General features: G+C 73.3%; 26 protein-coding genes. 17 read left to right on the top strand and 9 right to left on the bottom strand.

What is annotated here, in order from left to right; all coding sequences use genetic code 11:
* Positions 1 to 3: 3 nt before the first annotated feature.
* The gene (locus HN031_RS04945; protein ID WP_172267129.1) at positions 4 to 831 is read right to left on the bottom strand and encodes a DUF72 domain-containing protein; all 828 of its coding nucleotides are present in this window, start codon (positions 829 to 831) and stop codon (positions 4 to 6) included.
* A 150-nt stretch (positions 832 to 981) separates the two neighbouring features.
* Here HN031_RS04945 and purS point away from each other — a divergent pair, with 150 nt between their 5' ends.
* From purS to HN031_RS04930, 3 genes are read left to right on the top strand one after another with little or no spacing between them, the layout of a single operon-like run.
* Positions 982 to 1,266 carry a phosphoribosylformylglycinamidine synthase subunit PurS gene (purS, locus tag HN031_RS04940; protein WP_172267128.1) on the top strand — a complete coding sequence of 95 codons (285 nt, stop codon included), beginning with the start codon at positions 982 to 984 and terminating at the stop codon, positions 1,264 to 1,266.
* On the top strand, positions 1,263 to 1,931 hold the full coding sequence (gene purQ, locus HN031_RS04935) for a phosphoribosylformylglycinamidine synthase subunit PurQ (protein ID WP_172267127.1): 669 nt from the start codon (positions 1,263 to 1,265) through the stop codon (positions 1,929 to 1,931). The genes purS and purQ overlap by 4 nt, the downstream gene beginning before the upstream one ends.
* Positions 1,928 to 2,383 (top strand): DUF3817 domain-containing protein, encoded by a 456-nt coding sequence (locus HN031_RS04930; protein WP_172267126.1) that lies wholly within the window; start codon positions 1,928 to 1,930, stop codon positions 2,381 to 2,383. The genes purQ and HN031_RS04930 overlap by 4 nt, the downstream gene beginning before the upstream one ends.
* A gap of 13 nt (positions 2,384 to 2,396) precedes the next feature.
* On the opposite strand, the gene HN031_RS04925 is transcribed toward HN031_RS04930, so the two are convergent.
* The 3 genes from HN031_RS04925 to HN031_RS04915 form a co-directional block, all read right to left on the bottom strand.
* Positions 2,397 to 3,767: a glycoside hydrolase domain-containing protein gene (locus HN031_RS04925; RefSeq protein ID WP_172267125.1), complete on the bottom strand. Its 1,371-nt coding sequence runs from the start codon at positions 3,765 to 3,767 to the stop codon at positions 2,397 to 2,399.
* A gap of 109 nt (positions 3,768 to 3,876) precedes the next feature.
* Positions 3,877 to 4,275: a hypothetical protein gene (locus tag HN031_RS04920; protein WP_172267124.1), complete on the bottom strand. Its 399-nt coding sequence runs from the start codon at positions 4,273 to 4,275 to the stop codon at positions 3,877 to 3,879.
* Positions 4,272 to 5,375, bottom strand: coding sequence for a hypothetical protein (locus HN031_RS04915; RefSeq protein ID WP_172267123.1), 1,104 nt, complete (start codon positions 5,373 to 5,375; stop codon positions 4,272 to 4,274). Before HN031_RS04915 ends, HN031_RS04920 begins: the two co-directional genes overlap by 4 nt.
* Before the next feature lie 149 nt (positions 5,376 to 5,524).
* On the opposite strand from HN031_RS04915, the gene HN031_RS04910 reads away from it, so the two are divergent.
* From HN031_RS04910 to purL, 3 genes are read left to right on the top strand one after another with little or no spacing between them, the layout of a single operon-like run.
* Positions 5,525 to 5,902 (top strand): hypothetical protein, encoded by a 378-nt coding sequence (locus HN031_RS04910; protein WP_172267122.1) that lies wholly within the window; start codon positions 5,525 to 5,527, stop codon positions 5,900 to 5,902.
* Position 5,903: 1 nt separating this feature from the next.
* Positions 5,904 to 7,154, top strand: a complete 1,251-nt coding sequence (locus tag HN031_RS04905) for a hypothetical protein (protein ID WP_172267121.1) — start codon at positions 5,904 to 5,906, stop codon at positions 7,152 to 7,154.
* Between the two features lie 60 nt (positions 7,155 to 7,214).
* Positions 7,215 to 9,500, top strand: a complete 2,286-nt coding sequence (gene purL, locus HN031_RS04900) for a phosphoribosylformylglycinamidine synthase subunit PurL (RefSeq protein WP_172271265.1) — start codon at positions 7,215 to 7,217, stop codon at positions 9,498 to 9,500.
* A 278-nt stretch (positions 9,501 to 9,778) separates the two neighbouring features.
* Here purL and HN031_RS04895 read toward each other — a convergent pair whose 3' ends face one another.
* The gene (locus HN031_RS04895; RefSeq protein WP_172267120.1) at positions 9,779 to 10,525 is read right to left on the bottom strand and encodes an ABC transporter permease; all 747 of its coding nucleotides are present in this window, start codon (positions 10,523 to 10,525) and stop codon (positions 9,779 to 9,781) included.
* On the bottom strand, positions 10,522 to 11,559 hold the full coding sequence (locus tag HN031_RS04890) for an ATP-binding cassette domain-containing protein (protein ID WP_172267119.1): 1,038 nt from the start codon (positions 11,557 to 11,559) through the stop codon (positions 10,522 to 10,524). The genes HN031_RS04895 and HN031_RS04890 overlap by 4 nt, the downstream gene beginning before the upstream one ends.
* Positions 11,560 to 11,621: 62 nt before the next feature.
* On the opposite strand from HN031_RS04890, the gene HN031_RS04885 reads away from it, so the two are divergent.
* Complete coding sequence (locus HN031_RS04885) at positions 11,622 to 12,575, top strand: YafY family protein (RefSeq protein WP_216652052.1); 954 nt, start codon at positions 11,622 to 11,624, stop codon at positions 12,573 to 12,575.
* A 3-nt stretch (positions 12,576 to 12,578) separates the two neighbouring features.
* Here HN031_RS04885 and HN031_RS04880 read toward each other — a convergent pair whose 3' ends face one another.
* The gene (locus HN031_RS04880) at positions 12,579 to 13,838 is read right to left on the bottom strand and encodes an MFS transporter (protein WP_172267117.1); all 1,260 of its coding nucleotides are present in this window, start codon (positions 13,836 to 13,838) and stop codon (positions 12,579 to 12,581) included.
* 68 nt (positions 13,839 to 13,906) lie between these two features.
* On the opposite strand from HN031_RS04880, the gene HN031_RS04875 reads away from it, so the two are divergent.
* The 10 genes from HN031_RS04875 to HN031_RS04830 all read left to right on the top strand — a co-directional run bounded on the left by HN031_RS04875 (position 13,907) and on the right by HN031_RS04830 (position 22,508).
* Complete coding sequence (locus tag HN031_RS04875) at positions 13,907 to 14,482, top strand: helix-turn-helix domain-containing protein (protein ID WP_172267114.1); 576 nt, start codon at positions 13,907 to 13,909, stop codon at positions 14,480 to 14,482.
* Positions 14,483 to 14,505: 23 nt separating this feature from the next.
* Positions 14,506 to 15,354: an alpha/beta hydrolase gene (locus tag HN031_RS04870; RefSeq protein WP_216652051.1), complete on the top strand. Its 849-nt coding sequence runs from the start codon at positions 14,506 to 14,508 to the stop codon at positions 15,352 to 15,354.
* A 9-nt stretch (positions 15,355 to 15,363) separates the two neighbouring features.
* Positions 15,364 to 15,717, top strand: a complete 354-nt coding sequence (locus tag HN031_RS04865; protein WP_172267111.1) for a sterol carrier family protein — start codon at positions 15,364 to 15,366, stop codon at positions 15,715 to 15,717.
* A 9-nt stretch (positions 15,718 to 15,726) separates the two neighbouring features.
* The gene (locus HN031_RS04860; protein WP_172267108.1) at positions 15,727 to 16,536 is read left to right on the top strand and encodes a GNAT family N-acetyltransferase; all 810 of its coding nucleotides are present in this window, start codon (positions 15,727 to 15,729) and stop codon (positions 16,534 to 16,536) included.
* Positions 16,537 to 16,558: 22 nt separating this feature from the next.
* Positions 16,559 to 17,908: a dipeptidase gene (locus HN031_RS04855; RefSeq protein ID WP_172267105.1), complete on the top strand. Its 1,350-nt coding sequence runs from the start codon at positions 16,559 to 16,561 to the stop codon at positions 17,906 to 17,908.
* 35 nt (positions 17,909 to 17,943) lie between these two features.
* A complete protein-coding gene (locus HN031_RS04850) occupies positions 17,944 to 18,420 on the top strand; it encodes an SRPBCC domain-containing protein (protein ID WP_172267102.1) in 477 nt (158 codons plus the stop codon).
* The gene (locus tag HN031_RS04845; protein ID WP_172267099.1) at positions 18,420 to 19,460 is read left to right on the top strand and encodes an NAD-dependent epimerase/dehydratase family protein; all 1,041 of its coding nucleotides are present in this window, start codon (positions 18,420 to 18,422) and stop codon (positions 19,458 to 19,460) included. Before HN031_RS04850 ends, HN031_RS04845 begins: the two co-directional genes overlap by 1 nt.
* Positions 19,461 to 19,515: 55 nt before the next feature.
* Entirely contained in the window at positions 19,516 to 21,054 is a 1,539-nt protein-coding gene (gene purF, locus HN031_RS04840) for an amidophosphoribosyltransferase (protein WP_172267096.1), read from the top strand.
* A 34-nt stretch (positions 21,055 to 21,088) separates the two neighbouring features.
* Positions 21,089 to 22,159: a phosphoribosylformylglycinamidine cyclo-ligase gene (gene purM, locus HN031_RS04835; RefSeq protein WP_172267093.1), complete on the top strand. Its 1,071-nt coding sequence runs from the start codon at positions 21,089 to 21,091 to the stop codon at positions 22,157 to 22,159.
* A 157-nt stretch (positions 22,160 to 22,316) separates the two neighbouring features.
* Positions 22,317 to 22,508, top strand: a complete 192-nt coding sequence (locus HN031_RS04830) for a DUF3073 domain-containing protein (protein ID WP_172267090.1) — start codon at positions 22,317 to 22,319, stop codon at positions 22,506 to 22,508.
* A gap of 229 nt (positions 22,509 to 22,737) precedes the next feature.
* On the opposite strand, the gene HN031_RS04825 is transcribed toward HN031_RS04830, so the two are convergent.
* Both HN031_RS04825 and HN031_RS04820 read right to left on the bottom strand, forming a co-directional pair.
* A complete protein-coding gene (locus HN031_RS04825; protein WP_172267087.1) occupies positions 22,738 to 23,829 on the bottom strand; it encodes a Glu/Leu/Phe/Val dehydrogenase in 1,092 nt (363 codons plus the stop codon).
* Positions 23,830 to 23,908: 79 nt separating this feature from the next.
* On the bottom strand, positions 23,909 to 25,333 hold the full coding sequence (locus HN031_RS04820; protein ID WP_367650648.1) for a hypothetical protein: 1,425 nt from the start codon (positions 25,331 to 25,333) through the stop codon (positions 23,909 to 23,911).
* Between the last annotated feature and the right edge of the window lie 149 nt (positions 25,334 to 25,482).

Raw genomic sequence — 25,482 nt, 5'->3', positions numbered from 1 at the left:
GGCTCAGCCGGACGGGGTGATCCCCAGCCGCTCCTGCAGCGCGATGGCGTCGAAGGGCGCATGGACCTTGGCGTCGTTGTCGAAGTAGACGTAGACGTCGAGCCCGTCGGCCTCCCACGCCCGGACCTTGGCGGCCCACTGGTCGAGCGCGGCCTCCGAGTAGCCGCTGGCGTAGAGCTCGGTGTCGCCGTGCAGCCGGACGTACGCCACCGTGCTGGTGACCTCGTCGAACATCGGCCACGTGCCCGCGGAGTCGGCGACCACCATGCCGATGTCGTGGGCGCGCAGCAGCTCGCAGAACTCCGGCGTGCGGAACGACCGGTGCCGCACCTCGAGGACGTGCCGGAGCGGCCGGTCGACCGGGGTGGTCGTGGCGGCCGGCTCCTTGAGCTTGGTGGCGTCGTGGTGCGCGGCGGCGTACGCGGCGGCCTCGCCGGTGGTGCGGGGGAGGAGGTCGAAGAAGCCCGCGAGCCGGTCCGGGTGGAAGCCGAGGTTGGGCGGCAGCTGCCACAGCATCGGACCGAGGCGCTGTCCGAGGGAGAGGACGCCGGAGGCGAGGAACGTCCCCAGCGGCGCCTCGACGTCGACCAGCTTCTTCATGTGCGTGATGAAGCGGGGGCCCTTCACGGACAGCACGAAGTAGTCGGGCACCTGCTCGGCCCAGGAGGCCCAGCTCGACGGTCGCTGCAGGGAGTAGAACGACCCGTTCACCTCGACGGTGGACATGCGCTGGCCGACGTAGGAGAGCTCGGCGCGCTGCGGCAGCCCGGGCGGGTAGAAGCGGCCGCGCCAGCCGGCGTAGCGCCACCCCGAGATGCCGACCCGCGCCATGCCGACTCCCGTCGCCCGTCCTGCGTCCTGCGTCCTCTGCTCGCCGTACCGGGTACCCGGCTCGTCCGCGGGCATGCCCGATGCCCGAGATGGCGCCCAGGCTCACTAGAATCGGTGCCGCCCACCTCCGCCCGTCCCCAGGAGCACTCCGTGGCCCGAGTCGTCGTCGACGTCATGCCCAAGCCCGAGATCCTCGACCCGCAGGGCAAGGCGGTGCTCGGTGCACTGCCCCGCCTCGGGTTCGACCTCGTCACCGACGTCCGGCAGGGCAAGCGGTTCGAGCTCCAGGTCGACGGCGAGATCACCGCCGAGGTGCTCGCCGACATCGACCGGGTGGCCGAGACGCTGCTGTCCAACCCGGTGATCGAGGACTACGAGGTCCACGTCGAGGACCACTCCGTCTCCGAGGTCGCCCACGAGGCGGGACGCGCATGAAGGTCGGCGTCGTCACCTTCCCCGGCTCGCTCGACGACGTCGACGCGCGCCGCGCGGTGCGCATCGGCGGCAACGAGGCCGTTGCGCTCTGGCACGGCGACGAGGACCTGCGCGGCGTCGACGCGGTCGTGCTGCCGGGCGGCTTCTCCTACGGCGACTACCTCCGCGCGGGCGCGATCTCGAGCTTCTCGCCGGTCATGGCCGCGGTCGTCGACGCGGCCGGCAGGGGCATGCCCGTCCTGGGCATCTGCAACGGCTTCCAGATCCTCTGCGAGGCGCACCTCCTGCCGGGTGCCCTCATCCGCAACGACCACCGCAAGTTCAACTGCGTCGACCAGCGGCTGCGCATGGAGCGTGTCGACACGCCCTGGACGTCGGCGTACGCCGAGGGTGCCGAGGTCACGATCGTGCTGAAGAACGGCGAGGGTGGCTTCGTCGCCGACGAGGCGACCCTCGACCGGCTCGAGGGGGAGGGCCTCGTGGTGGCCCGCTACCTCGGCGGCAACCCCAACGGCTCGTTGCGCGACATCGCCGGCATCTCCAACGAGCAGGGCAACGTCGTGGGCCTCATGCCGCACCCCGAGCACGCGGTCGAGGACCTCACCGGTCCCGGCACCGACGGGCTGGGCTTCTTCACCTCGCTCGCGGAGCGGGCCTTCGCGTGAGCGCGCTGGGCACCCCGCGACGCCTCTACCGGGTCGTCGCCGTCGCCGAGGCGGTCACGTGGGCGCTGCTGCTGACCGGGATGTTCCTCAAGTACGTCACCGAGACCACCGAGCTCGGCGTCCAGGTCTTCGGGATGGTGCACGGCGTCGTCTTCATCGCCTACTGCCTGACCACCGTGCTGCTGTGGGTCGACCAGAAGTGGCCGCTCAGCCGGCTGGTGCTCGGCCTGGCTGCGGCGATCCCGCCCTTCGCGACCGTGCCGTTCGAGCGGTACGCCGAGCGTGCGGGGCTGCTCGGTGACACTTGGCGGCTGCGCTCCGAGGCACCCCGCGGTGCGGTCGAGCGGCTGACGTCGTGGCTGCTGCGGCGACCCGCACAGGGTGCGCTCGTCGGCGTGCTGGCGGTCGCGGGCCTGACCGGCATCGCGCTGGTCGTGGGCCCGCCGGCCTGACCGTCCGCCCGATCTACCTGCCCTGCTGCAGCTTGGTCCACGTCTGCGGCGTGGCCACGCCCGACACCGGGATCCGCAGACGCGACTGGTAGGCACGCAGCGCCGCCTCGGTCTTCGCGTCGACGACGCCCGTCGCCCGGAACCGGCCGGCCCCCGCGGCGTTGAGGGCCCGCTGCAGGCGGTGGACCGCCTCGCCCGTCGAGCCCCGCTTGACCGTCGTACGCGCTCCGGCGGCGAGCAGGGCGGTCCAGTGCCGCTTCTCGAAGGTGTCCGTCGCGGTGAACTTGCGCGACGCCTGCCAGGCGCGAGCAGCGGCGACGGTGGCGGCGTCGTACGACCCGTCGAGCGGGCCCGAGTAGGTGCCCTGCTCGGTGAGCAGGCACTGGAGGACCTTGACCCGCGTCGGCTTCGCGGAGCCCGGCGAGAGCGACGGGTACTTCCAGTAGCCGAGCCTGGTGCCGGGGCAGCGGCCCTCGGGCACGGCGACGGAGCCGGTGCCGAGGTCGATGAAGTTGCTGTCGATGTTGATGGTGACGCCGCCCCACGTCTCGTTGTGGCCGCCGCGGTACTGCTTCATGCGACCACCCGGGCGCCACCCGTCCTCGGTGATGTAGGTCGTCGAGGTGTTGGCGGCGCCGTCCCAGCGGGCGATCCAGATGCGGTCCGGCAGCGCGAACTGGCCCGGGCGCAGCCGCCGCGCGTCGTCGAGCATCTTGATGCCGGAGCTGGCGCTGGAGTAGAAGCCGGCGACGTAGCCGAGCTCCTTGATCCGCGTGACCCAGGCGCTGGTGAACACCAGCGCGGACTCGCGGCAGTGGGTGTCGCCGAGGTCGAACCCCTCGAGGTCGTACCAGATCGTGCTGCCCGGACCGATGCCGTACGCCGTCGCGTCCGCCGCGTTCTTCTCGGCCTCCGCCGCGCCCTGGCCGGCCGCGGCGGAGTAGCCGCCGGTCGGCCGGGGGCTGATGGTGACGTCGTCGGAGTAGCGCGGGAACCGCGGCTGGCAGGAGGCCTGGGGACCGAGGGCGATCGGCAGCAGCCGCCAGCCACGCGCGACCTGCGTCGCGACCCACGTCGGGCTGAGGTTGGGCTGCGAGCGGCAGGCGCGCGAGTCCCCGGAGATGTAGATGCCCACCGCCGAGAAGGGCGACTTTCGCCACCAGGTGTCCATCGCCGACTGGGTCGGGGCCAGGCACTGGTCGAAGCCGTGGCCGGTGAAGTCGCCGGGCGTCGCCTGGGCGATCTGCCGCTGGCTGGCGAGCCGCGGGCTCGGTGCCGACGAGTCCCCGGCCGTCGCCGGTGCCGGCCCGACCAGGGGTGCTGCCAGGAGCAGGGCGAGGGCGGCGAGGAGGGCGCGAGGACGACTGCGGGCGGGGCGGGGCATGGTGACTCCAGCTGCGGGGAAGTGGCGAGCGAACGCCAGCGAACCACAGCAGTCACACCCGTAACAGTGGTTCGCCAGAACTACTGGGCTGTAGTTCGGACGCGTCTCCTCAGGCGTCGCTGGTCGGCACCTCGTCGAAGATGAAGTTGCCCTTGGCCTCCTCCTCCTCGATGAGCTCCTCGAACGCCAGCGCGATGTCCTCCTTGTGCTCCTCGAACATCCGGGTCAGGTGACCCTGCAGGAGGGCGCCGTGCGGGGACTCGCCGGAGAAGACCCGCTCCCAGGTGTCCTCGCCGCCGCGGATCTTCTCGACGAGGGTCTTCATGTCCTCGCCGAGGTCGCCGGCCTCCGCCTGCTCCTCGAGGGCCTTCTTCTCCTCGTCGGTGAGCAGCGGCCGGGCGTTGAGCTGGTCGACCGTGGCCCGGAGGTCGGCCAGGCCGGCGGTCAGGTCCTCGCGGGCCGCGCTGATGGCCGCCAGGATCTCGGCCTGGCTGCGGGGGTCGTTCATGAGGCGGATCGTACGGGGGCGACCGGGGCTGCCGGGGCGACCGGAGCGGGCCGCTGGCCGATGGTCGGCGTGGTCACCGAGCCCGGGTCGCGCGTCACGCTGCGGGGTGCGCCGCTCGCGGTCGGCGCGGTGGGCGTGGACACCGGTGCCTTGTCGCCGTCGAAGAAGTTCTTCACCGTCTCGATGAAGGACGCGACCTGCTTGAGGATGCTGATGAGCTTCATGATCGCCTTGTAGGCCTTCATCACGGCCTGGAAGGCCTGGTAGACGGCCTGGACGACGCGGGCCCAGCCGACGCCGGGGATGCTCATCGTCGCGAGCGCGGACGACACGGTCTGCACGGCCGCCTTCACGCACTGCACGACGGCGAGCGCGGTCTGCCACGCGTCGCGGCAGATCTGCACGACGTTCTGCCCCATCTGCACGAGCTGGCCGGCCTGGGTGTCGAGGGAGCCCACCCACGTGCCGATCTGCTTGATGGCGGCGTCGGACGCGCCGCCCTGCCAGGTCTGCGAGATCGTCCGGCCGCCGCTCTCGAGGTTGGCGGCGACGCCCTTCATCGACGTGCCGAGGCTGCCGAAGCACGAGCCCTGCGTCGAGGCGGTCACGACGTCGCCGCCGATCTTCTCGGCGAGCTCGGCGCGGATGTCGAAGCCGGTGAGCATGCGGACGAGGTCGCACACGGTGTCGTAGGGGAACCCGAAGCTGATCTGCGGGAGGCTGGACTCGGTGGGGGCGGCGCGGCGGATGGTGGTGTCGGCGACGTCCCAGAAGCTGCTCGACCCGTCGCGGCCGTCGACGCCCTGGGCGTTGTGGCGCCGCACGACTCCGTCCTCGGTCAGCGTGAAGTCGCGGGCGGTCGCCCTCAGCGCCTCGGCGTGGTCGCGCATCCCGGTGCCGTTGTCCTCCAGCGATTGGGTCACCGACGGGAGCAGGGCGTGGTAGGCGCCCATCATCGTCTCGAGGATCGGGCCGAAGTCGGTCTGGACGAGGCCGTGGCCGCCGTTGCGGGCGATGCCGCTGAGGTCGTCGCTGGCGCGCTGCACCTGGGCGGACCAGGCGTCGAGCTCGGAGAGGTCGACGGTCATCACGGCGTTCATCGCAGCTCCTGGAGCGTCCGGGGGGAGTCGGGCTGGTGTGGTGACTTCCCCGCGGGGCGCCACTCGAAACCAGCGCGCGCCCGAATTTCCTCGCCCACAGGTTTCGCGACGCCGTGTTTGGGTCCTCGATCCGCGGGTATCCCGCAGAGGTGAGCGGAACCGCGAAGCGATCGCTGTTGCAGGTCGAGCCGACCCGGCTGGTCGAGCTCGCCGCAGAGTCCGAGGGCACCCTGGCCGCGATGGTCGAGGACTGGAACGCCGCGCTCGGCGACCTGTCCGCGGCCTGCACCGCCCTGGGCGACGCCCAGGGGACGCTCAACGTCACGTCGTCCTACGCCGACTCGCTCACCGATGCCGGCGAGGTCGTCAAGGCCCTCGCCCAGACGCTCGGCATGGGCGTCGCCGGGCTGCTCGACGCGGCGCACGACGCCGTGCGCGCCGACGACACGGTGGCCGCCGAGCTCGACCGGACCACTCACCTGGTGGAGATCGAGCCCGGTTCGACGGCCCAGCCGGGTGGTCGCTGACATGCCCGCCAACCCCTGGGAGCTGCGGGCGGACGTCCGCCCGCTCGAGGTGGCCGCGACGCGGTGGGACGAGCTCAGCACGCTGATGACCCGGCGCGGCGACGAGATCGTCGACGCTGCGCGTCGCGCCACCGAGGGGTGGGACGCCTCGGCCGCCGAGAGCTACGAGCTGCACCGGCGCCAGGTGCTGGCCAACCTCGACCGGTTCACCGCGCTGGCCGACCAGGTGTCCGGTGCCCTCCGGGCGGTCAGCACCATCCTGACCTCCTTCCAGAAGGAGCTCGACCAGGCCTGGGTGAAGGTCGCGATGGTGCCGCACGAGGTGGTCGGGGAGTCCCGGCACCTCGTCTTCCACCCGTCGGCGGACGACGAGCGCGGCACGGTCACCCTGGGCCAGCAGGAGACCGAGGAGATCCGCGGCCGGATGGCGCTGGCCCTCGACCAAGAGAGCGCCCGGCTGCGCGCCGCCCGTGCCGAGCTCGTCGACGTACGCATCGTGCTCGAGACGCTGGGCGGGAGCGCGTTCCCCGGGATGCCGGGCCCCGGCCAGGAGGAGTCCGGCGTCGGGATGGTGGCGCCGCCGTCCACGTCGGTGGTCGGCACAGCCCAGGGTGGCGTCGCGGGCGGGGCCGGCGTGGCCGGCCTTCCCCCGGTCGCTCCCATCTCGGTGTCCGTGCCCGACCTCACCGGCCTCTCCGCGGCCGCCCTCGGCACCGTCGCGGCGACGGCAGCCGGAGCGGTCGCGGGGCGGCGCGGGGCGAGCCGCGCGCCGAGCGGCACGCCACCCGTCGGTGCCATGGGCGCGGGAGCGATGGCCGCGCGGGCCGGCACGATGTCGCGCGGGATGGCCAGCGGTCGCTCGGGTCCGCACCGGCTCGCGACGCCCCAGCTGGAGCGCACGCCGGCCGAGGACGCCGCCGCGCGCGCCGCCCGCGAGAAGGAGGCCGTCCGGGAGGCCAAGCGCGCTGCGCTCGAGGAGAAGCGCGCGGAGCGGGCCGCCCGGCGGGCCGAGCGGCGGGCCGAGCGGGAGTCCGAGCGCGAGCGGCGCGACGGCGAGCAGGAGCCGGTCGACGAGCACGAGGACGAGCGCGAGGACCAGCACGAGGACGGGCGGGACGACGCGGTCGACGAGGGCGCGCAGGCTCCGGCCAGCGCCGAGGGGGGTGGACCGGCCGACCTCCGGGTGGTGGAGGTGTCGGTCGAGGATCTCGCGGCCGACACCGACGCGGCCGACACGGAGGGCCGCCGGTAGATTGGCGCCGTGCCCGACACGAGCGCCGCCCCGCAGTCCCCTGCCCTCACGGGCTCCCGCCTGACGACGTCCGGTGCGACCGGCACCCTCGACACCGTCGACGTGGCCTCCACCGACGCCGAGCGCGACCAGCCGTGGGCCGAGCTCGGCCTCAAGGTCGACGAGTACGCCCGGATCCGCGAGATCCTCGGCCGTCGACCGACCAGCTCGGAGCTGGCGATGTACTCGGTCATGTGGAGCGAGCACTGCTCCTACAAGTCGACCAAGGTGCACCTCAAGCAGTTCGGCGAGATCCCGCAGACGACGCCCGTCGGCGAGATGCTCGCCGGCATCGGTGAGAACGCCGGCGTCCTCGACATCGGCCAGGGCTACGCGGTCACCTTCAAGGTCGAGAGCCACAACCACCCGTCGTTCGTCGAGCCCTACCAGGGCGCCGCCACCGGCGTTGGCGGCATCGTCCGCGACATCCTCGCCATGGGTGCCCGCCCGGTCGCCGTGATGGACCCGCTGCGCTTCGGCCCGCTCGACGCCCCGGACACCGCGCGCGTGCTGCCGGGGATCGTGGCCGGCGTCGGCGGCTACGGCAACTGCCTCGGGCTTCCCAACATCGGCGGCGAGGCCGTCTTCGACGAGACCTACGCCGGCAACCCCCTCGTCAACGCGCTCTGCGTCGGCGTCCTGCGCCACGAGGACCTCCACCTCGCCAAGGCGTCGGGCGTGGGCAACCAGGTCGTGCTCTACGGCGCCCGCACAGGCGGCGACGGCATCGGTGGCGTGTCCGTCCTGGCCTCGGAGACCTTCGACGAGGGCGGCCCGGCCAAGCGGCCGAGCGTCCAGGTCGGCGACCCGTTCATGGAGAAGCTGCTCATCGAGTGCACGCTGGAGCTCTTCGCCGCGGGCGTCATCGCCGGCATCCAGGACCTCGGCGGCGCGGGCCTGTCGTGCGCCACCTCCGAGCTGGCCTCGGCCGGTGACGGCGGGATGCACGTCGAGCTCGACCGGGTCCCGCTGCGCGACTCCACGCTCGCGCCGGAGGAGATCCTCATGAGCGAGTCGCAGGAGCGGATGATGGCGGTCGTCGAGCCCGCCGACGTCGAGGCGTTCATGACGATCTGCGAGAAGTGGGACGTCGAGGCCGTCGTCATCGGCGAGGTGACCGACACCGGCCGCCTGCACATCGACTGGCACGGCGAGCGCGTGGTCGACGTACCTCCCCGGTCGGTGGCGCACGACGGCCCGACCTACCAGCGGCCCTACGCCCGCCCGGACTGGCAGGACGCCCTCCAGGCCGACCGCGCCGAGGCGCTGGCGCGGCCCTCGAGCGGCGCCGAGCTGCGCGAGACGCTGCTGCGCCTCGTCGCCAGCCCCAACTTGTGCGACAAGTCGTGGATCACCGACCAGTACGACCGCTACGTCCAGGGAAACACCGTGCTGTCCCAGCCCGCCGACTCCGGCATGGTGCGGGTCGACGCGGAGACCAACCTCGGCGTCTCGGTCTCGACCGACTGCAACGGCCGCTTCGCGCTGCTCGACCCCTACACCGGGGCACAGCTCGCGCTGGCCGAGTCGTTCCGCAACGTCGCCACCGGCGGCGCCCGCCCGCTCGCCGTCTCCGACTGCCTCAACTTCGGCTCGCCGGAGGACCCGGCCGTGATGTGGCAGTTCGCCGAGGCCTGCCGCGGCCTCAAGGACGCCTGCCTCGAGCTCGGCATCCCGGTCACCGGCGGCAACGTCAGCCTCTACAACCAGACCGGCGAGACCGCGATCCTGCCCACCCCGGTCGTCGCCGTGCTCGGCGTCATCGACGACGTCACCCGGCGTACGCCGACCGGCTTCGGCGCCGCCGGCGAGCGGGTCTTCCTGCTCGGCGAGACCCGCGAGGAGCTGTCCGGCTCCGAGTGGGCCCACGTCGTGCACGGCCACGTCGGCGGCCTCCCGCCGCGCCTGGACCTCGCGGCCGAGCAGGCGCTCGCCGCCCTGCTCCAGGACGCCGCTGGCGACGGCGTCGTCACCAGCGCCCACGACCTGTCCGACGGCGGGCTCGCCCAGGCGCTGGTCGAGTCGACCTTCCGCGCCGACGTCGGCGTCTCCGTCTCGCTCGCCTCGGTGGCCGGCGGCGACACCTTCCTCGCCCTCTTCGCCGAGTCGACCGCCCGCGCGATCGTCACGGTGACCGACGAGCAGGCCGACGCGCTCGTCGCGCTCGCCGAGCGGCACGACGTACCCCTCACCCCGATCGGGCGCACCGGCGGCGACACCCTCTCGGTCGAGGGCGTCCTCGACCTCCCCGTCGCCGAGGCCAAGGCGGCCTGGCGGGCGACGCTGCCCGCCGCTCTGGGGTCCTGACGCCGGTCCGCCGGTGGTGGGTGGCGGCACCTTGCGGCTGACGGGGCCTCGGGGGTGCGGTCTGCCGCCACCTTGGGCCGGCGACGGTGGTGGGTGGCGGCACCTTGCGGCTGAGGGGGCCTCGGGGGTGCGGTCTGCCGCCACCTTGGGCCGGCGCCGTACTTAGCACCCGAGTTACGTGCTTCGAGGTAGAGATCTCTACCTGTAGGTACGGGAGTCCCCGGATATCCGGGGACTCCCGCCACGTCAGACGGCACTGAACGAGTGAGGCCGACCCCTCAGCTCGACCGCCGCATCGCCCGTACGCCGACCCACAGCCCCAGCGCCGCCACGACGGCGGCGCCGGCGACCCCCTGCGCGACCACGTCGGCGGGGTAGGTCCCGGCGAAGAGCGCGCGCGTCGCGTCGACGACGTACGTCATCGGGTTGAGCATCGAGACCACCTCGAGCCAGCGGGGCGCGCCCTCCATCGGCAGCAGCACCCCGGCCGTCAGCAGCGCCGGGAAGAGGAGGGTCTGCTGGACCGTCCAGAACATCCAGTCCTGCCCCTTGGAGGCCAGCGCGAGCGCGAACGACAGCGCGCCCACGCCGATGCTGAACAGCGACAGGATGAGAGCCGCGGCCAGGACGCCGCCGAGGTGCAGGTCGAAGCTGAACGGCGTGACGACCGCGACGATGATCGCGACCTGCATCAGCATCGGGACGACCTCCTTGAGCGCGCGGCCGACGAGCAGCGCCGGGCGGCCCAGCGGCGAGACGAGCTGGCGCTCGTGCGAGCCCGACTGCATCTCCTCCATCAGGTTGGAGCCGGTGAAGGACGCGCCCATCAGGGCGGTCATCGCGACGATGCCGGGCACGAACCACTGCAGCGCCGAGCCCTCCGCCACCTGCGGCAGCAGCGGTGCGAAGAGGCCGAGGAAGACCAGCGGCTGGATCATCGCGAACACGACGGCCATCGGCTCGCGCCAGACGGGCTTGAGCTCGCGGTTCATCACGTTGACGGTGTCGGACACGAACGTGCTCATGCGGCAACCTCGCTGTCGATCTCGGTGGAGTGGATGGGCTCGTCGGAGGGGTCGGTGGTCTGCTGCGTCTCGCGCAGGCTGCGGCCGGTGAGGTCGAGGAAGACGTCGTCCAGCGTCGGGCGCGCGACCTCCACCCGGGCGGGGGGTACGCCGTCCGCGGCCAGGTCGGCGAGCAGCTCGCCGACCATCGCCGAGCCGTCCTTGACCCTCAGGTCGACGGCGTCGTCGGTCACCTCGACGCGGGAGTCGGGGATCCGTTCGAGGCGGGCCGCGGCACGGGCCGCCTGCGCCGGGTCGGCGTACCCGAGCCGGACGAGGTCGCCCAGCCCGCTCTTGAGGCTGACGGCCGAGTCGTCGGCGATCACCCGCCCGTGGTCGACCACGATGACGCGACCGGCCAGCGCGTCGGCCTCCTCGAGGTAGTGGGTGGTGAGCACCACCGTGCTGCCGCTCTCGGCGTGCAGGCGGCGGATGAGCTCCTGGAGGTTCGCGCGGTTCTGCGGGTCGAGCCCCGTCGAGGGCTCGTCGAGGAAGAGCACGCGCGGGAGGTGCACCAGCCCCATCGCGATGTCGAGGCGGCGGCGCTGACCCCCCGACAGCGAGGAGACCTTGCGGTCGGCGACCGCGCCGAGGTCGAGGTCCTCGACGAGCTCGGCCGCCCGGCGGCGGGCGTCGACGCGCGAGAGGCCGTGGGCACGGCCCTGGCTGATCAGCTCGTCGCGGCCGAGCTGGCGGTGCCCGGCGCCGTTGCCCTGGCCGACGAAGCCGATCTCCTGGCGCACGGCGCGCTGGCCGGTCACCACGTCGTGCCCGGCGACGCTCGCCGAGCCGGAGGTGGGCGGGATGAGGGTGGTGAGCATGCGGAGGGTGGTCGACTTCCCGGCCCCGTTGGGGCCGAGGAAGGCGACGAGCTCGCCCTGCTCGATCTCGAGGTCGAGGCCCTGGACGGCCTCGACGGTCTGCTTGCGCGAGGTGAAGTGGCGGGTCAGGCCACGCGTCACGATCGCCGGTCCTGTGTGGTGGTGGTGGGTCATGACCACCACGCTAGGAACGCATGCGGTCACATTGTGACCGCATTGCGAATATTCTGGGAGGCATGAGCACGAGCGAGCGGATGCTGCGGTTGCTGTCCCTGCTCCAGACCCACCGCTACTGGCCGGGCCCGGAGCTCTCCGACCGGCTGGAGGTGAGCCCCCGGACGCTGCGGCGCGACGTCGAGCGGCTGCGCGACCTGGGCTACACCGTCGACGCGGTGCGGGGCGCGGCCGGCGGCTACCAGCTGCGGGCCGGTGGCTCCCTGCCGCCGTTGCTCCTGGAGGACGAGGAGGCCGTCGCGGTCGCCGTCGGGCTGCGTACGGCGGCGGCCGGCGCGGTGGCCGGGATGGACGACTGGTCGGTGCAGGCGCTCTCCAAGGTCCTGTCCCTGATGCCCCCGCGGCTGCGCCGCCAGATGGACGCGGTCGCCTCGCAGACGGAGTCGCCCGGGCCGTGGGAGGGCGCCCCCGTCTTCGACGCGGCGGTCCTCACCACGCTCGCGCAGGCGTGCCGCGACAGCGAGCTGCTGCGCTTCGACTACGCCGCGCGCGGGTCCGAGGTGACCCACCGCCGGGTCGAGCCGCTGCGGCTGGTGTCGCTGGGCCGCCGGTGGTACCTCGTGGCCTGGGACCGCGACCGGATGGACTGGCGCAGCTTCCGGCTCGACCGGATCTCCGGCCCCGAGCCGACCGGGCAGCGCTTCCGCGCGCGCGAGCTGCCGGCCGAGGACGCGCTCGCCTTCGTCCAGCAGGGCATCCGCCGGATGCCCCAGCGCTGGGCCGTGCGCGTGCGGGTGTCGATGGCGGCCGAGGACCTGGCCGCCCAGGTCGGCCGCTGGGGGACGGTGACGCCGGACGGGACCGGCGCGGGCTGCGTGCTGGAGATGAACGTCGACGACCTCGACTGGCCGGTGATGGTGCTGGCGGGATCCGGCGCCGCCTTCGTCGTGGAGTCGCCTCCCGAGCTGGTGGCCAAGGTCGCCGAGGTGGGTGCGCGCTTCTCCCGCGCGGGGTGAGCCTCAGGCCGCCCCACTCGTCGAGACGGGCTCCGGCTCCGCGTCCACCACCCACTCCGAGGGCCGCGGGACGGACCGGATCGACCGGCTCGAGGTGAGCAGCACGGCCAGCAGGGCCGAGGCGGCGACGAGCACCCCGATGGTGGTCGCGCCACCTTCCCGCTCGAGGAGGAAGCCGCCGAGCAGGGGCGCGAGCGGCATCACCGACATCGACACGAACTGGCTCGTCGAGCCGACCCGGCCCTGGAGCCGGGCGGGCGTGACGGCCATCCGGTAGGAGCCGATGCCGGCGTTGCCGACCGGGTTGAGCAGGAGCAGGAGGAACACGCTGAGGCAGGCGGTCCACACGCTGGCCGACATCGTCAGCGGCACCAGCGGCAGGCAGCACATCCAGCCGATGAGGACGGTCAGCCGACCGGTCGGCATGCGGTGGATGATGCTCGGCGCGATGACGGCCCCGATGATGCCGCCCACGCCGGCGGCGGTCGAGACCAGTCCGACCTGCGCGGCCGGGACCCCGTCCTGCACCATCCGGAGCACGACCACGAAGAAGATCGCGTTGGTGACCAGGTTGGTGAGCGACGACCAGGCCAGCAGCACCCGGAAGAACGGCCGCGACCACATGAACGTGAACCCCTCCGACAGCTGGCGGCGCAGCGGCTCCTGACGGCGGTGCGGCGCGGACAGGTCGGTCCGCACCCGGCTGACGGTCACGCACGCGACGGCGAACGTGACCGCGTCGACCGCGAACGGCAGCCACCGCGTGACCGCGTACAACGCACCGCCGAGCGGGCCGCCGAGCAGGGAGGCGACGTGCTGGCGGGCCTGGTTCTGGCTCAGGGCGGTCGGCAGGTCCTCGGTGGTGACGACCGACCGGATCGCGGAGGTCTGCGCGGGGTTGAACGCGCCCGCCGCGACGCCGGCGACCAGCGCGACCCCGACGAGGTGGGGGAGGGTGAGGCGGCCGGCAGCGCCGGCGACCGCGAGCGAGGTGTACGCCACGCAGCCGGTCGCGCTGGACACGAGCATGATCCGCCTGCGGTCGACGCGGTCGGCGAGCACCCCCGCGGGCAGCAGGGTCGCGCACAGTCCGCCGAGGTAGGCCGCCTCCACGAGCGCGGCGGTCAGCGCCGAGCCGCTCAGCGCGTAGGCGATGAGCGGGAAGACGAACGTCGACAGCGCGGTGCCGAGCTCGCTGACGGTGTCGCCGATCCAGAGGACGGTGAAGTCCCGGTTGCGGGCGAGCTGGCGGTATCCGGGCATATCCGCACCATATGATGCGCACGTGTTGTTGCGCAACAGTATGTGCGCAACTCGGCTACCATTCCCGCATGCCAGAGCCGCAGCCCCTCAGCGACCCTCGCGTCCTGCGCGCCATCGCCCACCCGGTGCGCACCCGGATCCTCGAGGAGCTCTCGGCCACCGGGCCGGTGCGGGCCGCGGACGTCGCCCGGGAGCTCGGCATCCCGGCCAACCAGGCGAGCTTCCACCTGCGCCAGCTGGCCAAGTACGGCCTGGTCGAGGAGGCGCCCGAGGAGGCCCGCGACAAGCGCGACCGGGTGTGGCGGGCGACCTCGGCCGAGGGCTTCACCGTCAACCTCAAGCAGCTCACCGACGCGCCCGGCGGCGCGGCCGCGGTGGACGTCTTCCGGGCCAGCAAGCTGGCCCAGCTCCACGAGCTGGTCGAGCGGACCTTCGTCCTCGACCGCCCCGAGGGCAGCGGGGTGTTCTCCACCTCCGACCACGCGATCAAGCTCACCGACGAGGAGGCCCACCAGCTGCGCCAGGACCTAGACGACGTCGTGCAGTCGTGGGTCGACCGCACGCGCGGCCGCGCGCCCGGGCGACGGACCTACCACCTGGTCCACATCGTCCAGCCCTACCCCGAGGGCGGCGCACCGGAGTGAGCCTGTCGCGACGATCGGCCCTCGTGCTGACCGGCGTCGTCGGCGTGGCGCCGGCCCTCGCCGCCTGCACGGGCGAGCCGTCCGGCAGGGTGGGGGAGGTGGAGAACGGACCAGGCGCCGGCACCGAGCGGATCACCTACGGGGACGACCCCAGCCAGTGGGTCGACCTGCACCGCCCCGAGGGCCCCAGTCTCGGCCTCGTGGTGGTGATCCACGGCGGGTTCTGGAAGGCGCAGTACGGCGCCGACTACGGCGCCCCGCTGGCCGAGGACCTCGCAGCTCGCGGGTGGACCGCGGCCAACGTGGAGTACCGCCGGGTCGGCAACGGCGGCGGCTTCCCGGCCACCCTCGACGACGTCCACGCCGCCATCGGCGCAGCGGCCGGTGCGGCCGGCGCCGCCGCTGCCACCGGGCCGCTCGTCACCCTCGGCCACTCGGCCGGCGGCCACCTCGCCACGTGGGCCGGCGCGTGTGGACGCTCCGACCGCTGGGCCGGCGGTCCGGCGGTCACCCACGTCGTGAGCCAGGCCGGCGTCCTCGACCTGCGGGCGGCCGTCGAGCTCGGCCTCGGCGAGGACGCGGCGCTCGCCTTCCTCGGTGACGCCGATGCCACGACGTACGAGCAGGCGGACCCGCTGTCGCAGGTGCCGCTCGAGGCCCCGGTGTGGGCGGTGCACGCCCGCGACGACGACGTCGTGCCCTTCGACCAGGCGACGACCTACGTCGACGCCGCCACCGCGGCCGGCGCCGACGCGGTCCTCGTCGAGGTGACCGGCGGCCACTTCGACGTCATCGACCCGACGAGCGACGCGTGGGCGGCCTGCGTGGCGGTCCTCGACTCCGTCGCGTCCGACCGACGGGCCCGCAGCTAGGCTCGGACGGTGCCCGCCCGACTCAGGAAGCTCGCCCCCGCAGCCCTCGCGACGGCGGACACCCGGGCGCTGGTCAAGCACTACCTCGCGGTGCTCGAGGAGCGCGCACCCGGCCGCTCGGTCGAGGTGCGGGTGCCGCCCTACGCGGCGGTCCAGGTGGTGCCCGGCGTGCGCCACACGCGCGGCACGCCGCCGGCCGTCGTGGAGACCGACGCCGAGACGTGGCTCGCCGTCGCGACCGGGCGTACGACGTGGGCCGAGGCGCTCGCGTCGGGTGCCGTGCTGGCCAGCGGCGAGCGCACCGACCTCTCGCCCTACCTGCCGCTGGACGGCGAGGCCACGGGCGGCGCCGCCAGCGGCTAGCCTCCGCCCATGCACGTGAGCTCCCTCGGCTTCCGCACCGACCTGGCCCTGCTGACCGCCTCCGGCAGCATCGTCGAGGACCGCGGCACGCACCTCGTCGTCCGCACGCCGGCCAATCCGTCGTTCTTCTGGGGCAACTTCCTCCTGCTCGCGCGGCCCCCGTTCCCTGGCGGCGAGCGCGAGGTCGTCGCCGCCTTCCGCACCGAGTTCCCGCAGGCCGACCACGTCAGCATCGGCATCGACTCGGCCGACCTGGCACCCGAGTGCCGCGCGGCCTTCGAGGCGGCCGGCATGACCGTGGACGTCGCGTCGGTGCTCACCGCCGAGCACCTCACCCCTCCCCGCGAGGTCGAGGCGGAGGTCCGGCCGCTGGTCTCCGACGAGGACTGGGAGGGGCGCGCCCGGCTCAGCCACGCGCTCTACGGCGGGATGGACGACGACACGTTCATGGAGTTCGCCCGGGGTCGCAACGTCCAGGAGAAGGCCCTCGTGGCCGCCGCCCGCGGGACCAGGTTCGGCGCCTTCGTCGACGGCGTGGTCGTCGCCACCGCCGCCGTGTTCCGCACGGAGGAGGGCGTCGCCCGGTTCCAGAGCGTCGAGACCCACCCCGACCACCGGCGCCGAGGGCTGGCCGCCGCCACGGTGCACGCCGCCGGCGCCCACGCCCGCGAGCAGCTCGGCGCACGCACGCTGGTGATCGTCGCGGACGCCGACGGGGACGCCATCCGGGTCTACCGCTCGCTGGGGTTCGCCGAGACCGAGCAGCAGCTCATGATGGAGAAGCGCAGCGGGGCCTGGGCCCACATGGAGGACCGCTGAGGCTGGTCCTAGTGTTGCGGCCATGACTGTCGACATCGCCGCCCGCCTCGCCGAGGTCATGCCCGGCATCCGCCGTGACCTCGAGGACCTGGTCCGCATCCAGTCCGTCTCCGCCGACCCGGCGCGCGCCGGTGAGGTCGAGCGCAGCGCCGAGGCCACCCGCGACCTGTTCGCCGCCGAGGGCTTCGAGACCGAGATCGTCCGCGCGCACGACGGCGCCCCGCCGGCCGTGATCGCGCGCAAGGCCGGACCCGAGGGCGCACCGACCGTCCTGCTCTACGCCCACCACGACGTCCAGCCGGAGAACGACCATGCCGACTGGGACTCCCCGCCGTGGGAGCCCACCGAGCGCGGCGACCGGCTCTACGGCCGCGGCGCCGCCGACGACAAGGCCGGCATCGCCGCGCACCTCGGCGCCGTACGGATCTTCGGCGACGACCTGCCGGTCAACCTGGTGATGTTCATCGAGGGCGAGGAGGAGGTCGGGTCCGACACGCTCGTCGAGCTGCTCGAGGCCCACAAGGACCGCCTCGAGGCCGACGTCATCGTCATCGCCGACTCCGGCAACTGGGACATCGGCGAGCCCGCGCTCACCACGAGCCTGCGTGGCCTGGTGCGGATGGACGTGGAGGTCCGCACCCTCACCCACGCCGTCCACAGCGGCATGTGGGGCGGCCTGGTGCCCGACTCGATCATGACCCTCAGCCGGCTGATCGCCAGCCTCAACGACGACGCCGGCGACGTGGTCGTCGAGGGCCTGCACGCGGGCCCGGCCGCCGACGTGGAGTACCCCGAGGCACGTCTCCGCGCCGAGTCCGGTGCGGCCGAGGGCATCGAGTGGATCGGGAGCGGCTCGGTCGTCGAGCGGCTGTGGACCAAGCCGTCGATCAGCATCACCGGCTTCGACGCCCCCAAGGTGGAGGGCGCCTCCAACACCCTGATCCCGGCCGCCCGCTGCCGGATCAGCATGCGCATCGCCCCGGGCGACACCACCGCCAACGCCGTCCAGTGCCTCCAGGCACACCTCGAGAAGCACACGCCGTGGGGAGCCACGCTCACCACCACGGTGGTCGACACCGGCGAGGCGACGCAGATCGACGCCACCGGTCCGGCGTACGACGCCGCCCGCGCCGCCTTCGCGGAGGCATGGGACGGCACCGAGCCGGTCGACATGGGCGTCGGCGGGTCGATCCCCTTCATCGCCGAGTTCCTCGAGGCGTTCCCGCGCGCCAGCGTGCTCGTCACCGGGGTCGAGGACCCCGACACCCGCGCGCACGGCGCCAACGAGGGCCTGCACCTCGCGGAGTTCGAGCGGGTCGTCAAGGCCGAGGCGCTGCTCCTGCGCAACCTCGGTGCTCTCACGGAGGGGTGAGCCCGCGCTGTGGGGGCCGTCGGTAGCGTGACGGCATGGCGACCTTCCGTGCCCGCAACCGCTCCTCGGCCGTGCTGCGCTCCTCGCGCGGCGAGGTCTGGGCCGCGCTGACCGACGCCGACCTGGTCGCCCGCATCACGCCCTTCGTCACCGCCATCGACGTCGCCGGTGACCGCTGGACGTGGCGGATGGGCACCATCCCGGTGCTGGGGATCTCGGTGGCGCCGACCTTCACCGAGGTGATGGAGCTGCACCCCCGGGACCGGATCGTGTTCACCCACGACCCCGAGCGGCCCGAGGAGATGACCTCGGTGATGGGAACCTACGACCTGGCCGACCACCCCGGCGGCGGCACCGAGGTCAGCATCGACCTGCAGATCTCGTGCGCCCTCCCGCTGCCGGGGCTTGCCCGTCCCGCGGTCGAGCGGGTGATGGCCGGGGTCGTCAAGCACATGGGCACGGTGTTCTCCCGCAACCTCCTCGAGCACCTCGGCGAAGCCGAGGCCGCCTGATGCGCGTCCTCGTCCTCGGCGCCACCGGCTACGTCGGCTCCCGGCTGGTCCCGCACCTGGTCGAGCGCGGCCACGAGGTGGTCGCCGCCTCGTCCTCCGTGCCGAACCCGGGCCGCTTCGGCTGGGACGACCGGGTCCACGCGATCCGGTGCGACGTCACCGACGCGGACGCGGTCGCGCGGGCCGTCACGGACGTCGACGCCGTGGTCTACCTCGTCCACTCCCTCGACCGCGCCGACTTCACCGAGCGGGACCGGCTGGCGGCCGAGATCGTGGCGGCTGCCGTCGCCGACAGCGACGTACGCCGGCTCGTCTACCTCTCCGGCCTGGTGCCGCAGGTGCCCGAGGCCGACCTGTCGGCCCACATCGCCTCCCGGCTCGAGGTCGAGCGGATCCTGCTGGGCGCCATCGACGGCTCGGTCGCCCTGCGCGCCGGCGTGGTCATCGGTGCCGGGTCGACGTCGTTCGAGATCATCCGGCAGATCGCGACGCTGTTCCTCGTGCAGCCGGTCCCGACGTGGATGCACAGCTCGGTGCAGCCGGTCGCGGTGTCCGACGTGCTCCGCGCCTTCGACGCCGCCCTCGGCGACGACGGCCCGCGGGGCGCCGTCGACCTCGGTGGCCCCGACGTCCTGTCCTACCCCGACCTGATGCGCGCCTGCGGGCGCGGCGCCGGCCTGTCGAGGGTCCGGGTGCCGGCGCCCGTCGCGCCGTCGGCGCTGGTCGGCCTGGCGACGGCCCTCGTGACGACCGCGCCGTTCCGGACGGTGACGTCGCTGATCGAGTCGCTGCGCCACGACATGGTCTGCCGCCCCGGCCGGACGTGGACGCCGGACGGCGGCGGTCCGCTCCTCGGCGTGGAGGAGGCAGTGGACCGGGCGCTCACGCCGATGTACGCCGGCCCGGAGGGTGCGCTGTCCTCCGACCCGGGCTGGACGCGCCCGCTGCCGGCGCTCGACCTCGTACCCCTGCCGGCCTCGGGCCGGGCCGTGGCCCGCCTGGCGCTGCACACCCTGCGCTCGGTCCTGCCCGGCACCTGAGACGGCCACGCGTCGCCGGTGCGGCGCTGGGGCGCCGCGCCCGTAGACTGGGGTCGTGCCCGATGCGACGAGCAAGCGGAAGGGCGGCGACGGCCGTCTCACCACGGCGATCGACCCCCACGACCAGGGCCCGCAGGACGCCTGCGGCGTCTTCGGTGTCTGGGCCCCCGGCGAGGACGTCGCCAAGCTGACCTACTTCGGCCTCTACGCCCTGCAGCACCGCGGGCAGGAGTCCGCGGGCATCGCGGTCAGCAACGGACGCCAGATCCTCGTCTACAAGGACATGGGCCTGGTCTCGCAGGTCTTCGACGAGTCGACGCTCGACTCGCTCAAGGGCCACCTCGCGATCGGCCACTCGCGCTACTCCACCACCGGCGCCTCCACGTGGCACAACGCCCAGCCGACCTTCCGGCCCACCGCCGACGGCTCGATCGCGCTCGGCCACAACGGCAACCTGATCAACACCCACGAGCTGCGCGAGATGGTCCAGGCGCTGCCCGGCCCGGCGGGCGAGCTGGAGATCAGGGGCGTCGAGGGCGCGACCAACGACACCAGCCTCGTCACCGCCCTGCTCGCCCACCACCCCGACACCTCGCTCGAGCAGCGGGCCCTCGAGGTGCTGCCCCAGCTGCGCGGCGCCTACTGCTTCGTGTGGATGAACGAGCACACCCTCTACGCCGCCCGCGACCCGCAGGGCATCCGCCCGCTCGTCCTCGGCCGCCTCGACCGCGGCTGGGTCGTCGCCAGCGAGGACGCCGCCCTCGCCACGATCGGCGCCAGCGTGGTCCGCGAGGTCGAGCCCGGCGAGATGATCGTCATCGACGAGAACGGGCTCCGCTCGCACAAGTTCGCCGAGCCCGCGCGCAAGGGCTGCGTCTTCGAGTACGTCTACCTCGCCCGCCCCGACGCCACGATCAGCGGCCGCAACGTCCACGAGGCCCGCGTCGAGATGGGTCGCCGACTCGCCCGGGAGTTCCCCGTCGATGCCGACCTGGTCATGCCCGTGCCGGAGTCCGGCACCCCCGCCGCGTCCGGCTACGCCGCCGAGTCGGGGATCCCGTTCGGCCAGGGCTTCGTCAAGAACGCCTACGTCGGCCGCACCTTCATCCAGCCCAGCCAGACCCTGCGCCAGCTCGGGATCCGGCTCAAGCTCAACGCCCTCGAGCACATGATCCGCGGCAAGCGCATCGTCGTCGTCGACGACTCGATCGTGCGCGGCAACACCCAGCGCGCCCAGGTCCGGATGCTGCGCGAGGCCGGTGCGCTCGAGGTCCACGTGCGGATCTCCAGCCCGCCGGTGAAGTGGCCGTGCTTCTACGGCATCGACTTCGCCACCCGCGCCGAGCTGATCGCCAACGGCCTCACGCCGGAGGAGATCGCGGCCAGCGTCGGCGCCGACACCCTCGGCTACATCTCCCTCGAGGGCATGATCGAGGCGACCGACCAGCCGGCCGACTCGCTGTGCCAGGCCTGCTTCACGGGTCAGTACCCGATCGAGCTGCCCGACGAGAGCCTGCTCGGCAAGCACCTGCTCGAGGCGACGCTCCAGTCGCCGACGATGGGCCGCGCGCTGCCGGTCCTCAACAACCCCTGACCCGCGCCCCGCCTGCCGCCACCCGAGGAGCCTCGTGACCCAGCAGCCCGACAACGCCTACGCCGCGGCCGGAGTCTCCATCGAGGCCGCCGACCGCGCGATCGACCTGATGAAGGGCTGGGTCGACAAGGCGCGCCGGCCGGAGATGATCGGCGGCCTGGGTGGCTTCGCGGGGCTCTTCGACGCCTCCGCGCTCACCCGCTACGAGCGTCCGCTGCTGGCCACCTCGACCGACGGCGTCGGCACCAAGGTCGCCATCGCCCAGCTCATGGACGTCCACGACACCATCGGCTTCGACCTGGTGGGCATGGTCGTCGACGACCTGGTGGTGTGCGGCGCGGAGCCGCTGTTCATGACCGACTACATCGCCTGCGGCCGCGTCGTCCCCGAGCGGATCGCCGCCATCGTCAAGGGCATCGCCGAGGCCTGCGTGGTCGCCGGCTGCGCGCTCATCGGTGGCGAGACCGCCGAGCACCCCGGCCTGCTCGACCCGGACGACTACGACGTCGCCGGCGCCACCACCGGTGTGGTGGAGGCCAGCAAGCTCCTCGGCCCCGGCCGGGTCCGCCCCGGCGACGTGGTGATCGCCATGGAGGCCAGCGGCCTGCACTCCAACGGCTACTCCCTCGTCCGCCACGTCCTGCTGGAGAGGGCCGGCTGGACGGTGGACCGCCAGGTCGACGACTTCGGCCGCACCCTCGGCGAGGAGCTCCTCGAGCCGACCCGCATCTACGCCAAGGCCTGCCTCGACCTCGCCGACCGCACCGAGACTCACGCCATGTCGCACGTGACCGGCGGGGGGCTCGCCGCCAACCTCGAGCGGGTGCTCCCCGAGGAGCTGTCGGTGCGCATCGACCGCTCGACGTGGACTCCGCAGCCGGTCTTCGACGTCGTACGCCGGATGGGCGAGGTGTCGCAGCGCGACCTCGAGGCGACCCTCAACTGCGGGGTGGGCATGGTGTCCCTCACCGCGCCCGAGTCGGTCGACACCGCGATCTCCGTGCTGGCCGGCCACGGCGTGCGCGCGTGGGTCGCGGGCGAGGCGCGGGCGGACGCCGACAACGGCGGCCGCGTGCTGCTCGAGGGCCAGCACCCCGGCTGGTGAGGAGATTCGTCACTTCGAGGACGAATCTCCCGGACAGGGTGTGCGGGAACAGCCACCGCTCAGGTAGCGTTGTGCCCACGATATGTAACCGATCAGACCGGGCGCGTCGGGGGATTCCCCCGGCAGCCCCGGCCAAGTGTGCGAGGGGGTCGACCCTATGGGGCGCGGCCGAGCGAAGGCGAAGCAGACCAAGGTTGCCCGCGACCTGAAGTACCGGACTCACGAGACGGACTTCGGCGCGCTGGCGAAGGAGCTGCACGGCGAGGACCATCACTCCACGACGAGTGAGGTCCCACCTGACGAGGACGAGTGGTCGGACTATGCCGATCCCCGTCGTCGCGCAGACTGACTGACTGATCACCTCCACCGTCACCGCCCTCGGGCCGGTGACCGGGCGTACGACCGCGCCCCGACGGAGGTCACCGGGCACGTCGTGCCGGTCTGACGCACCGACCGGGCACGTCGTGCCGGTGTGACGCACCGACCGGGCACGTCGTTGCGCAACGAAGTGCCCGGTCAGTGTCCAGGACGGGCAGGAAGTGCCCGGTCGGCGTGCGGGACGGGCAGGAAGTGCCCGGTCAGCGGAGGTAGACGCCGCGCAGGCGGCCGACCTCGCGCATCCGGCGCTCGGCGAGGCGGTCGGCGGCCTCGGCCGAGGTGACCCCGTCGGCCTTGGCGAGCTCGAAGACCTTGCGGGTGGTGTCGAGGATCCCGGCGGCACGCTGCTGCGCGCGCTCGAACGAGAAGCCCTCGAGCTCGTCGGCGACCTGGATGACGCCGCCGGAGTTCACGCAGTAGTCGGGGGCGTAGAGGATGCCGCGCTCCTCGATCTGCTTCTCGATGCCCGGGTGCGCGAGCTGGTTGTTGGCCGCGCCGCAGATGATCCTGGCGCGCAGGACCTCGAGCACCTCGTCGCTGATCGCGCCGCCCATGGCGCACGGGGCGTAGACGTCGAGCTCGCTCGCGACCAGCTCGTCGGTGGTCGCGACGGCCTGGACCTGCGGGAACTGCTCGCGGATCGCCTCGACCGACGGGGCGTGCACGTCGGTGACGACCACGGTGGCGCCGTCCTCGATCAGGTGGCGCACGAGGTGGCGCCCGACCTTGCCGACGCCGGCGACGCCGACGGTGCGACCGGCGAGGGTGGGCTCGCCCCAGGCCTGCTCGGCGGCGGCCCGCATCCCCTGGAAGGTGCCGAAGGCGGTGAGCACCGAGCTGTCGCCGGCGCCGCCGTGGGCCACCGTGCGGCCGGTGACGAAGTCGCACTCGCGGGCGATGTGGTCCATGTCCTCGCTGAAGGTGCCCACGTCGCAGGCGGTGAAGTAGCGCCCGTCGAGCGACTGCACGAACCGGCCGTAGGCGCGGAGCAGCGCCTCGGTCTTCAGCTCGGCCGGGTCACCGATGATGACGGCCTTGCCGCCGCCGAGGTCGAGGCCGGCGAGCGCGTTCTTGTAGGACATCCCGCGGGCGAGGTTGAGGACGTCGACGATGGCGTCGTCGGTGCTGGCGTAGGGGTAGAACCGCGTCCCGCCGAGGGCCGGGCCGAGTGCCGTGGAGTGGATCGCGACGATGGCCCGCAGGCCCGTCGCGCGGTCGTTGCAGAAGACGACCTGCTCGTGCTCGCTGCCGAGCTCGAAGACGTCGACGCCGGAACTGGGTACTCCAGACATGCTCTTGGGTCCTTTTCTGGTGGGTGCGGCCGCGGGGTGTGCGGACCTGGTCAGCGCGGTCGAGGGGTGGTGACCGCCGTCACCTCAGCGTAGACCCGGCCGATCCCTTGGCACGCATCAGCACCAGGTCGCCGTGGGTGCCGTAGCCGAGGATCCGGCCGCCCCTCGGCGTGCCGTCGAAGGTCGCCATCAGCCACCCGCCGTCCACCTGCGCGATGGACGGCCAGGGCAGGTTCGTGGGGTACGGCGCGTCGAGAAGGTCGACGTCGGCCATCGCCAGGTCGAGGACGGGGAAGCGTCCCCGCTGGGCCCGGCGCGAGTCACGCCCGTCGCTCGCGAGGACCACCGTCCGGCCGTCGACCTCGACGAGGGTCGTGCCCTCGGTCGAGCGGCGGTCCGTGGCCGCACCCCGCAGCCGGAGGTCGTCGAGGGACGGCCCCGACGCGAGGGCCGGGTGGAAGTCGAAGAACCGCCGCGCGCTGACGAACCCCACCAGCCACTCGCCGTCGCGCCGCACCAGGTGGGGGTCCCACGTCGCGATGGAGCGCAGCCCGTCGGTGGGGAGGGGCAGCTCGCGCGTGTCAAGCACGTGCGCGCCGTGCAGCAGGTCGGCGTCCGACTCCGCGAGCGTCACCCGCAACCCCGCCGGCGTACGACGCCCCGCGCGCGAGGCCGGCTTCTCGAAGTCGCCCCACGTGCTGGTCGCCACCAGCCAACTCCCGCCGCTGCGGACGAGGTGGGTCGCGTGGTCGCCGAACACCCCGGGCCGGTCGGGCCTGCGGAAGAAGAGGTCAGCGGTGTGGGTCGCCTCGAGGCCCTCGAGCCGCCACACGCTGGTGTGCGCCGTGTCGAAGAACCCGGGCCCGGCGGACGTGGCCGTGAGCCACAGCGCGCTGCCGTCCCGCAGCGGGCGGCCGTCCTCCGTCGTGACGAAGCGGACGTCGCGCAGCCCGAGCTGGCCGAAGCGGCCGGCGACCCCGCCGCCCTTGGGCAGCTCGACCCGGAGGTCGGCCAGCGCCGCCTCGTCGCGGGTGTCGAGGACCTCGCGCAGGTCGTGGCGCGCGCGGGCCACCCAGCTCGATCCCTCGCGGACCCACGCCGTCACGTGCGTCCCGGTGAGGGTCAGCCCCGTCGCGGACGGGCCGACCGTGCGGTGGAAGCGTCGGCTCCGCAGCTCGCGCGACGTCCGTCCGTCCGCGACGTCGAGGACCACCGAGCCGTCCCGCACGGACGCCGCGAAGCGGTGCCCGGCCAGGTGGAGCGCAGGCCCGGCCGGTGAGGACGTCGTGGCGCCGACGTCCGGCCCCACGACCGGCATCGGCACCGTGCCCGCAGTCGCCACCTCGACCTGCACGGCGCCCGGAGCCACGAGGTCCACCGGACGCAACCGGCGGACGACCTCGAAGCGGGGGAGCACCGGGTCATCCTCCCCGACCTGCACGGCGCCCGGAGCCACGAGGTCCACCGGACGCAACCGGCGGACGACCTCGAAGCGGGGGAGCACCGGGTCATCCTCCCCGACCGCCGGAACCCGCCGTCGCACCGACCATCAGAACGACCACCGGACCAGACCACCGGCCCCCAATCACCCACAGTGACCACCCCTCCTGGCCCGATCGGGCCAGGCGGCCGGGCGTGTTCCGTCAGTGGGAC

Source organism: Nocardioides sp. zg-1308 (genome assembly GCF_013155375.1).
GTDB lineage: Bacteria > Actinomycetota > Actinomycetes > Propionibacteriales > Nocardioidaceae > Nocardioides > Nocardioides renjunii.
The sequence above is the reverse complement of the archived record's forward strand: the minus strand, read 5'-3'. Positions and strand labels throughout refer to the sequence as shown.

Excerpts from the sequence above, each read along its gene's own strand:
- HN031_RS04945 (WP_172267129.1), bottom strand. The coding sequence starts at position 831 with ATGGCGCGGGTCGGCATCTCGGGGTGGCGCTACGCCGGCTGGCGCGGC.
- purQ (WP_172267127.1), top strand. The coding sequence starts at position 1,263 with ATGAAGGTCGGCGTCGTCACCTTCCCCGGCTCGCTCGACGACGTCGAC.
- HN031_RS04925 (WP_172267125.1), bottom strand. The coding sequence starts at position 3,767 with ATGCCCCGCCCCGCCCGCAGTCGTCCTCGCGCCCTCCTCGCCGCCCTC.
- HN031_RS04920 (WP_172267124.1), bottom strand. The coding sequence starts at position 4,275 with ATGAACGACCCCCGCAGCCAGGCCGAGATCCTGGCGGCCATCAGCGCG.
- HN031_RS04915 (WP_172267123.1), bottom strand. The coding sequence starts at position 5,375 with ATGAACGCCGTGATGACCGTCGACCTCTCCGAGCTCGACGCCTGGTCC.
- HN031_RS04905 (WP_172267121.1), top strand. The coding sequence starts at position 5,904 with ATGCCCGCCAACCCCTGGGAGCTGCGGGCGGACGTCCGCCCGCTCGAG.
- HN031_RS04895 (WP_172267120.1), bottom strand. The coding sequence starts at position 10,525 with ATGAGCACGTTCGTGTCCGACACCGTCAACGTGATGAACCGCGAGCTC.
- HN031_RS04890 (WP_172267119.1), bottom strand. The coding sequence starts at position 11,559 with ATGACCCACCACCACCACACAGGACCGGCGATCGTGACGCGTGGCCTG.
- HN031_RS04885 (WP_216652052.1), top strand. The coding sequence starts at position 11,622 with ATGAGCACGAGCGAGCGGATGCTGCGGTTGCTGTCCCTGCTCCAGACC.
- HN031_RS04880 (WP_172267117.1), bottom strand. The coding sequence starts at position 13,838 with ATGCCCGGATACCGCCAGCTCGCCCGCAACCGGGACTTCACCGTCCTC.
- HN031_RS04875 (WP_172267114.1), top strand. The coding sequence starts at position 13,907 with ATGCCAGAGCCGCAGCCCCTCAGCGACCCTCGCGTCCTGCGCGCCATC.
- HN031_RS04860 (WP_172267108.1), top strand. The coding sequence starts at position 15,727 with ATGCACGTGAGCTCCCTCGGCTTCCGCACCGACCTGGCCCTGCTGACC.
- HN031_RS04855 (WP_172267105.1), top strand. The coding sequence starts at position 16,559 with ATGACTGTCGACATCGCCGCCCGCCTCGCCGAGGTCATGCCCGGCATC.
- HN031_RS04850 (WP_172267102.1), top strand. The coding sequence starts at position 17,944 with ATGGCGACCTTCCGTGCCCGCAACCGCTCCTCGGCCGTGCTGCGCTCC.
- HN031_RS04845 (WP_172267099.1), top strand. The coding sequence starts at position 18,420 with ATGCGCGTCCTCGTCCTCGGCGCCACCGGCTACGTCGGCTCCCGGCTG.
- HN031_RS04830 (WP_172267090.1), top strand. The coding sequence starts at position 22,317 with ATGGGGCGCGGCCGAGCGAAGGCGAAGCAGACCAAGGTTGCCCGCGAC.
- HN031_RS04825 (WP_172267087.1), bottom strand. The coding sequence starts at position 23,829 with ATGTCTGGAGTACCCAGTTCCGGCGTCGACGTCTTCGAGCTCGGCAGC.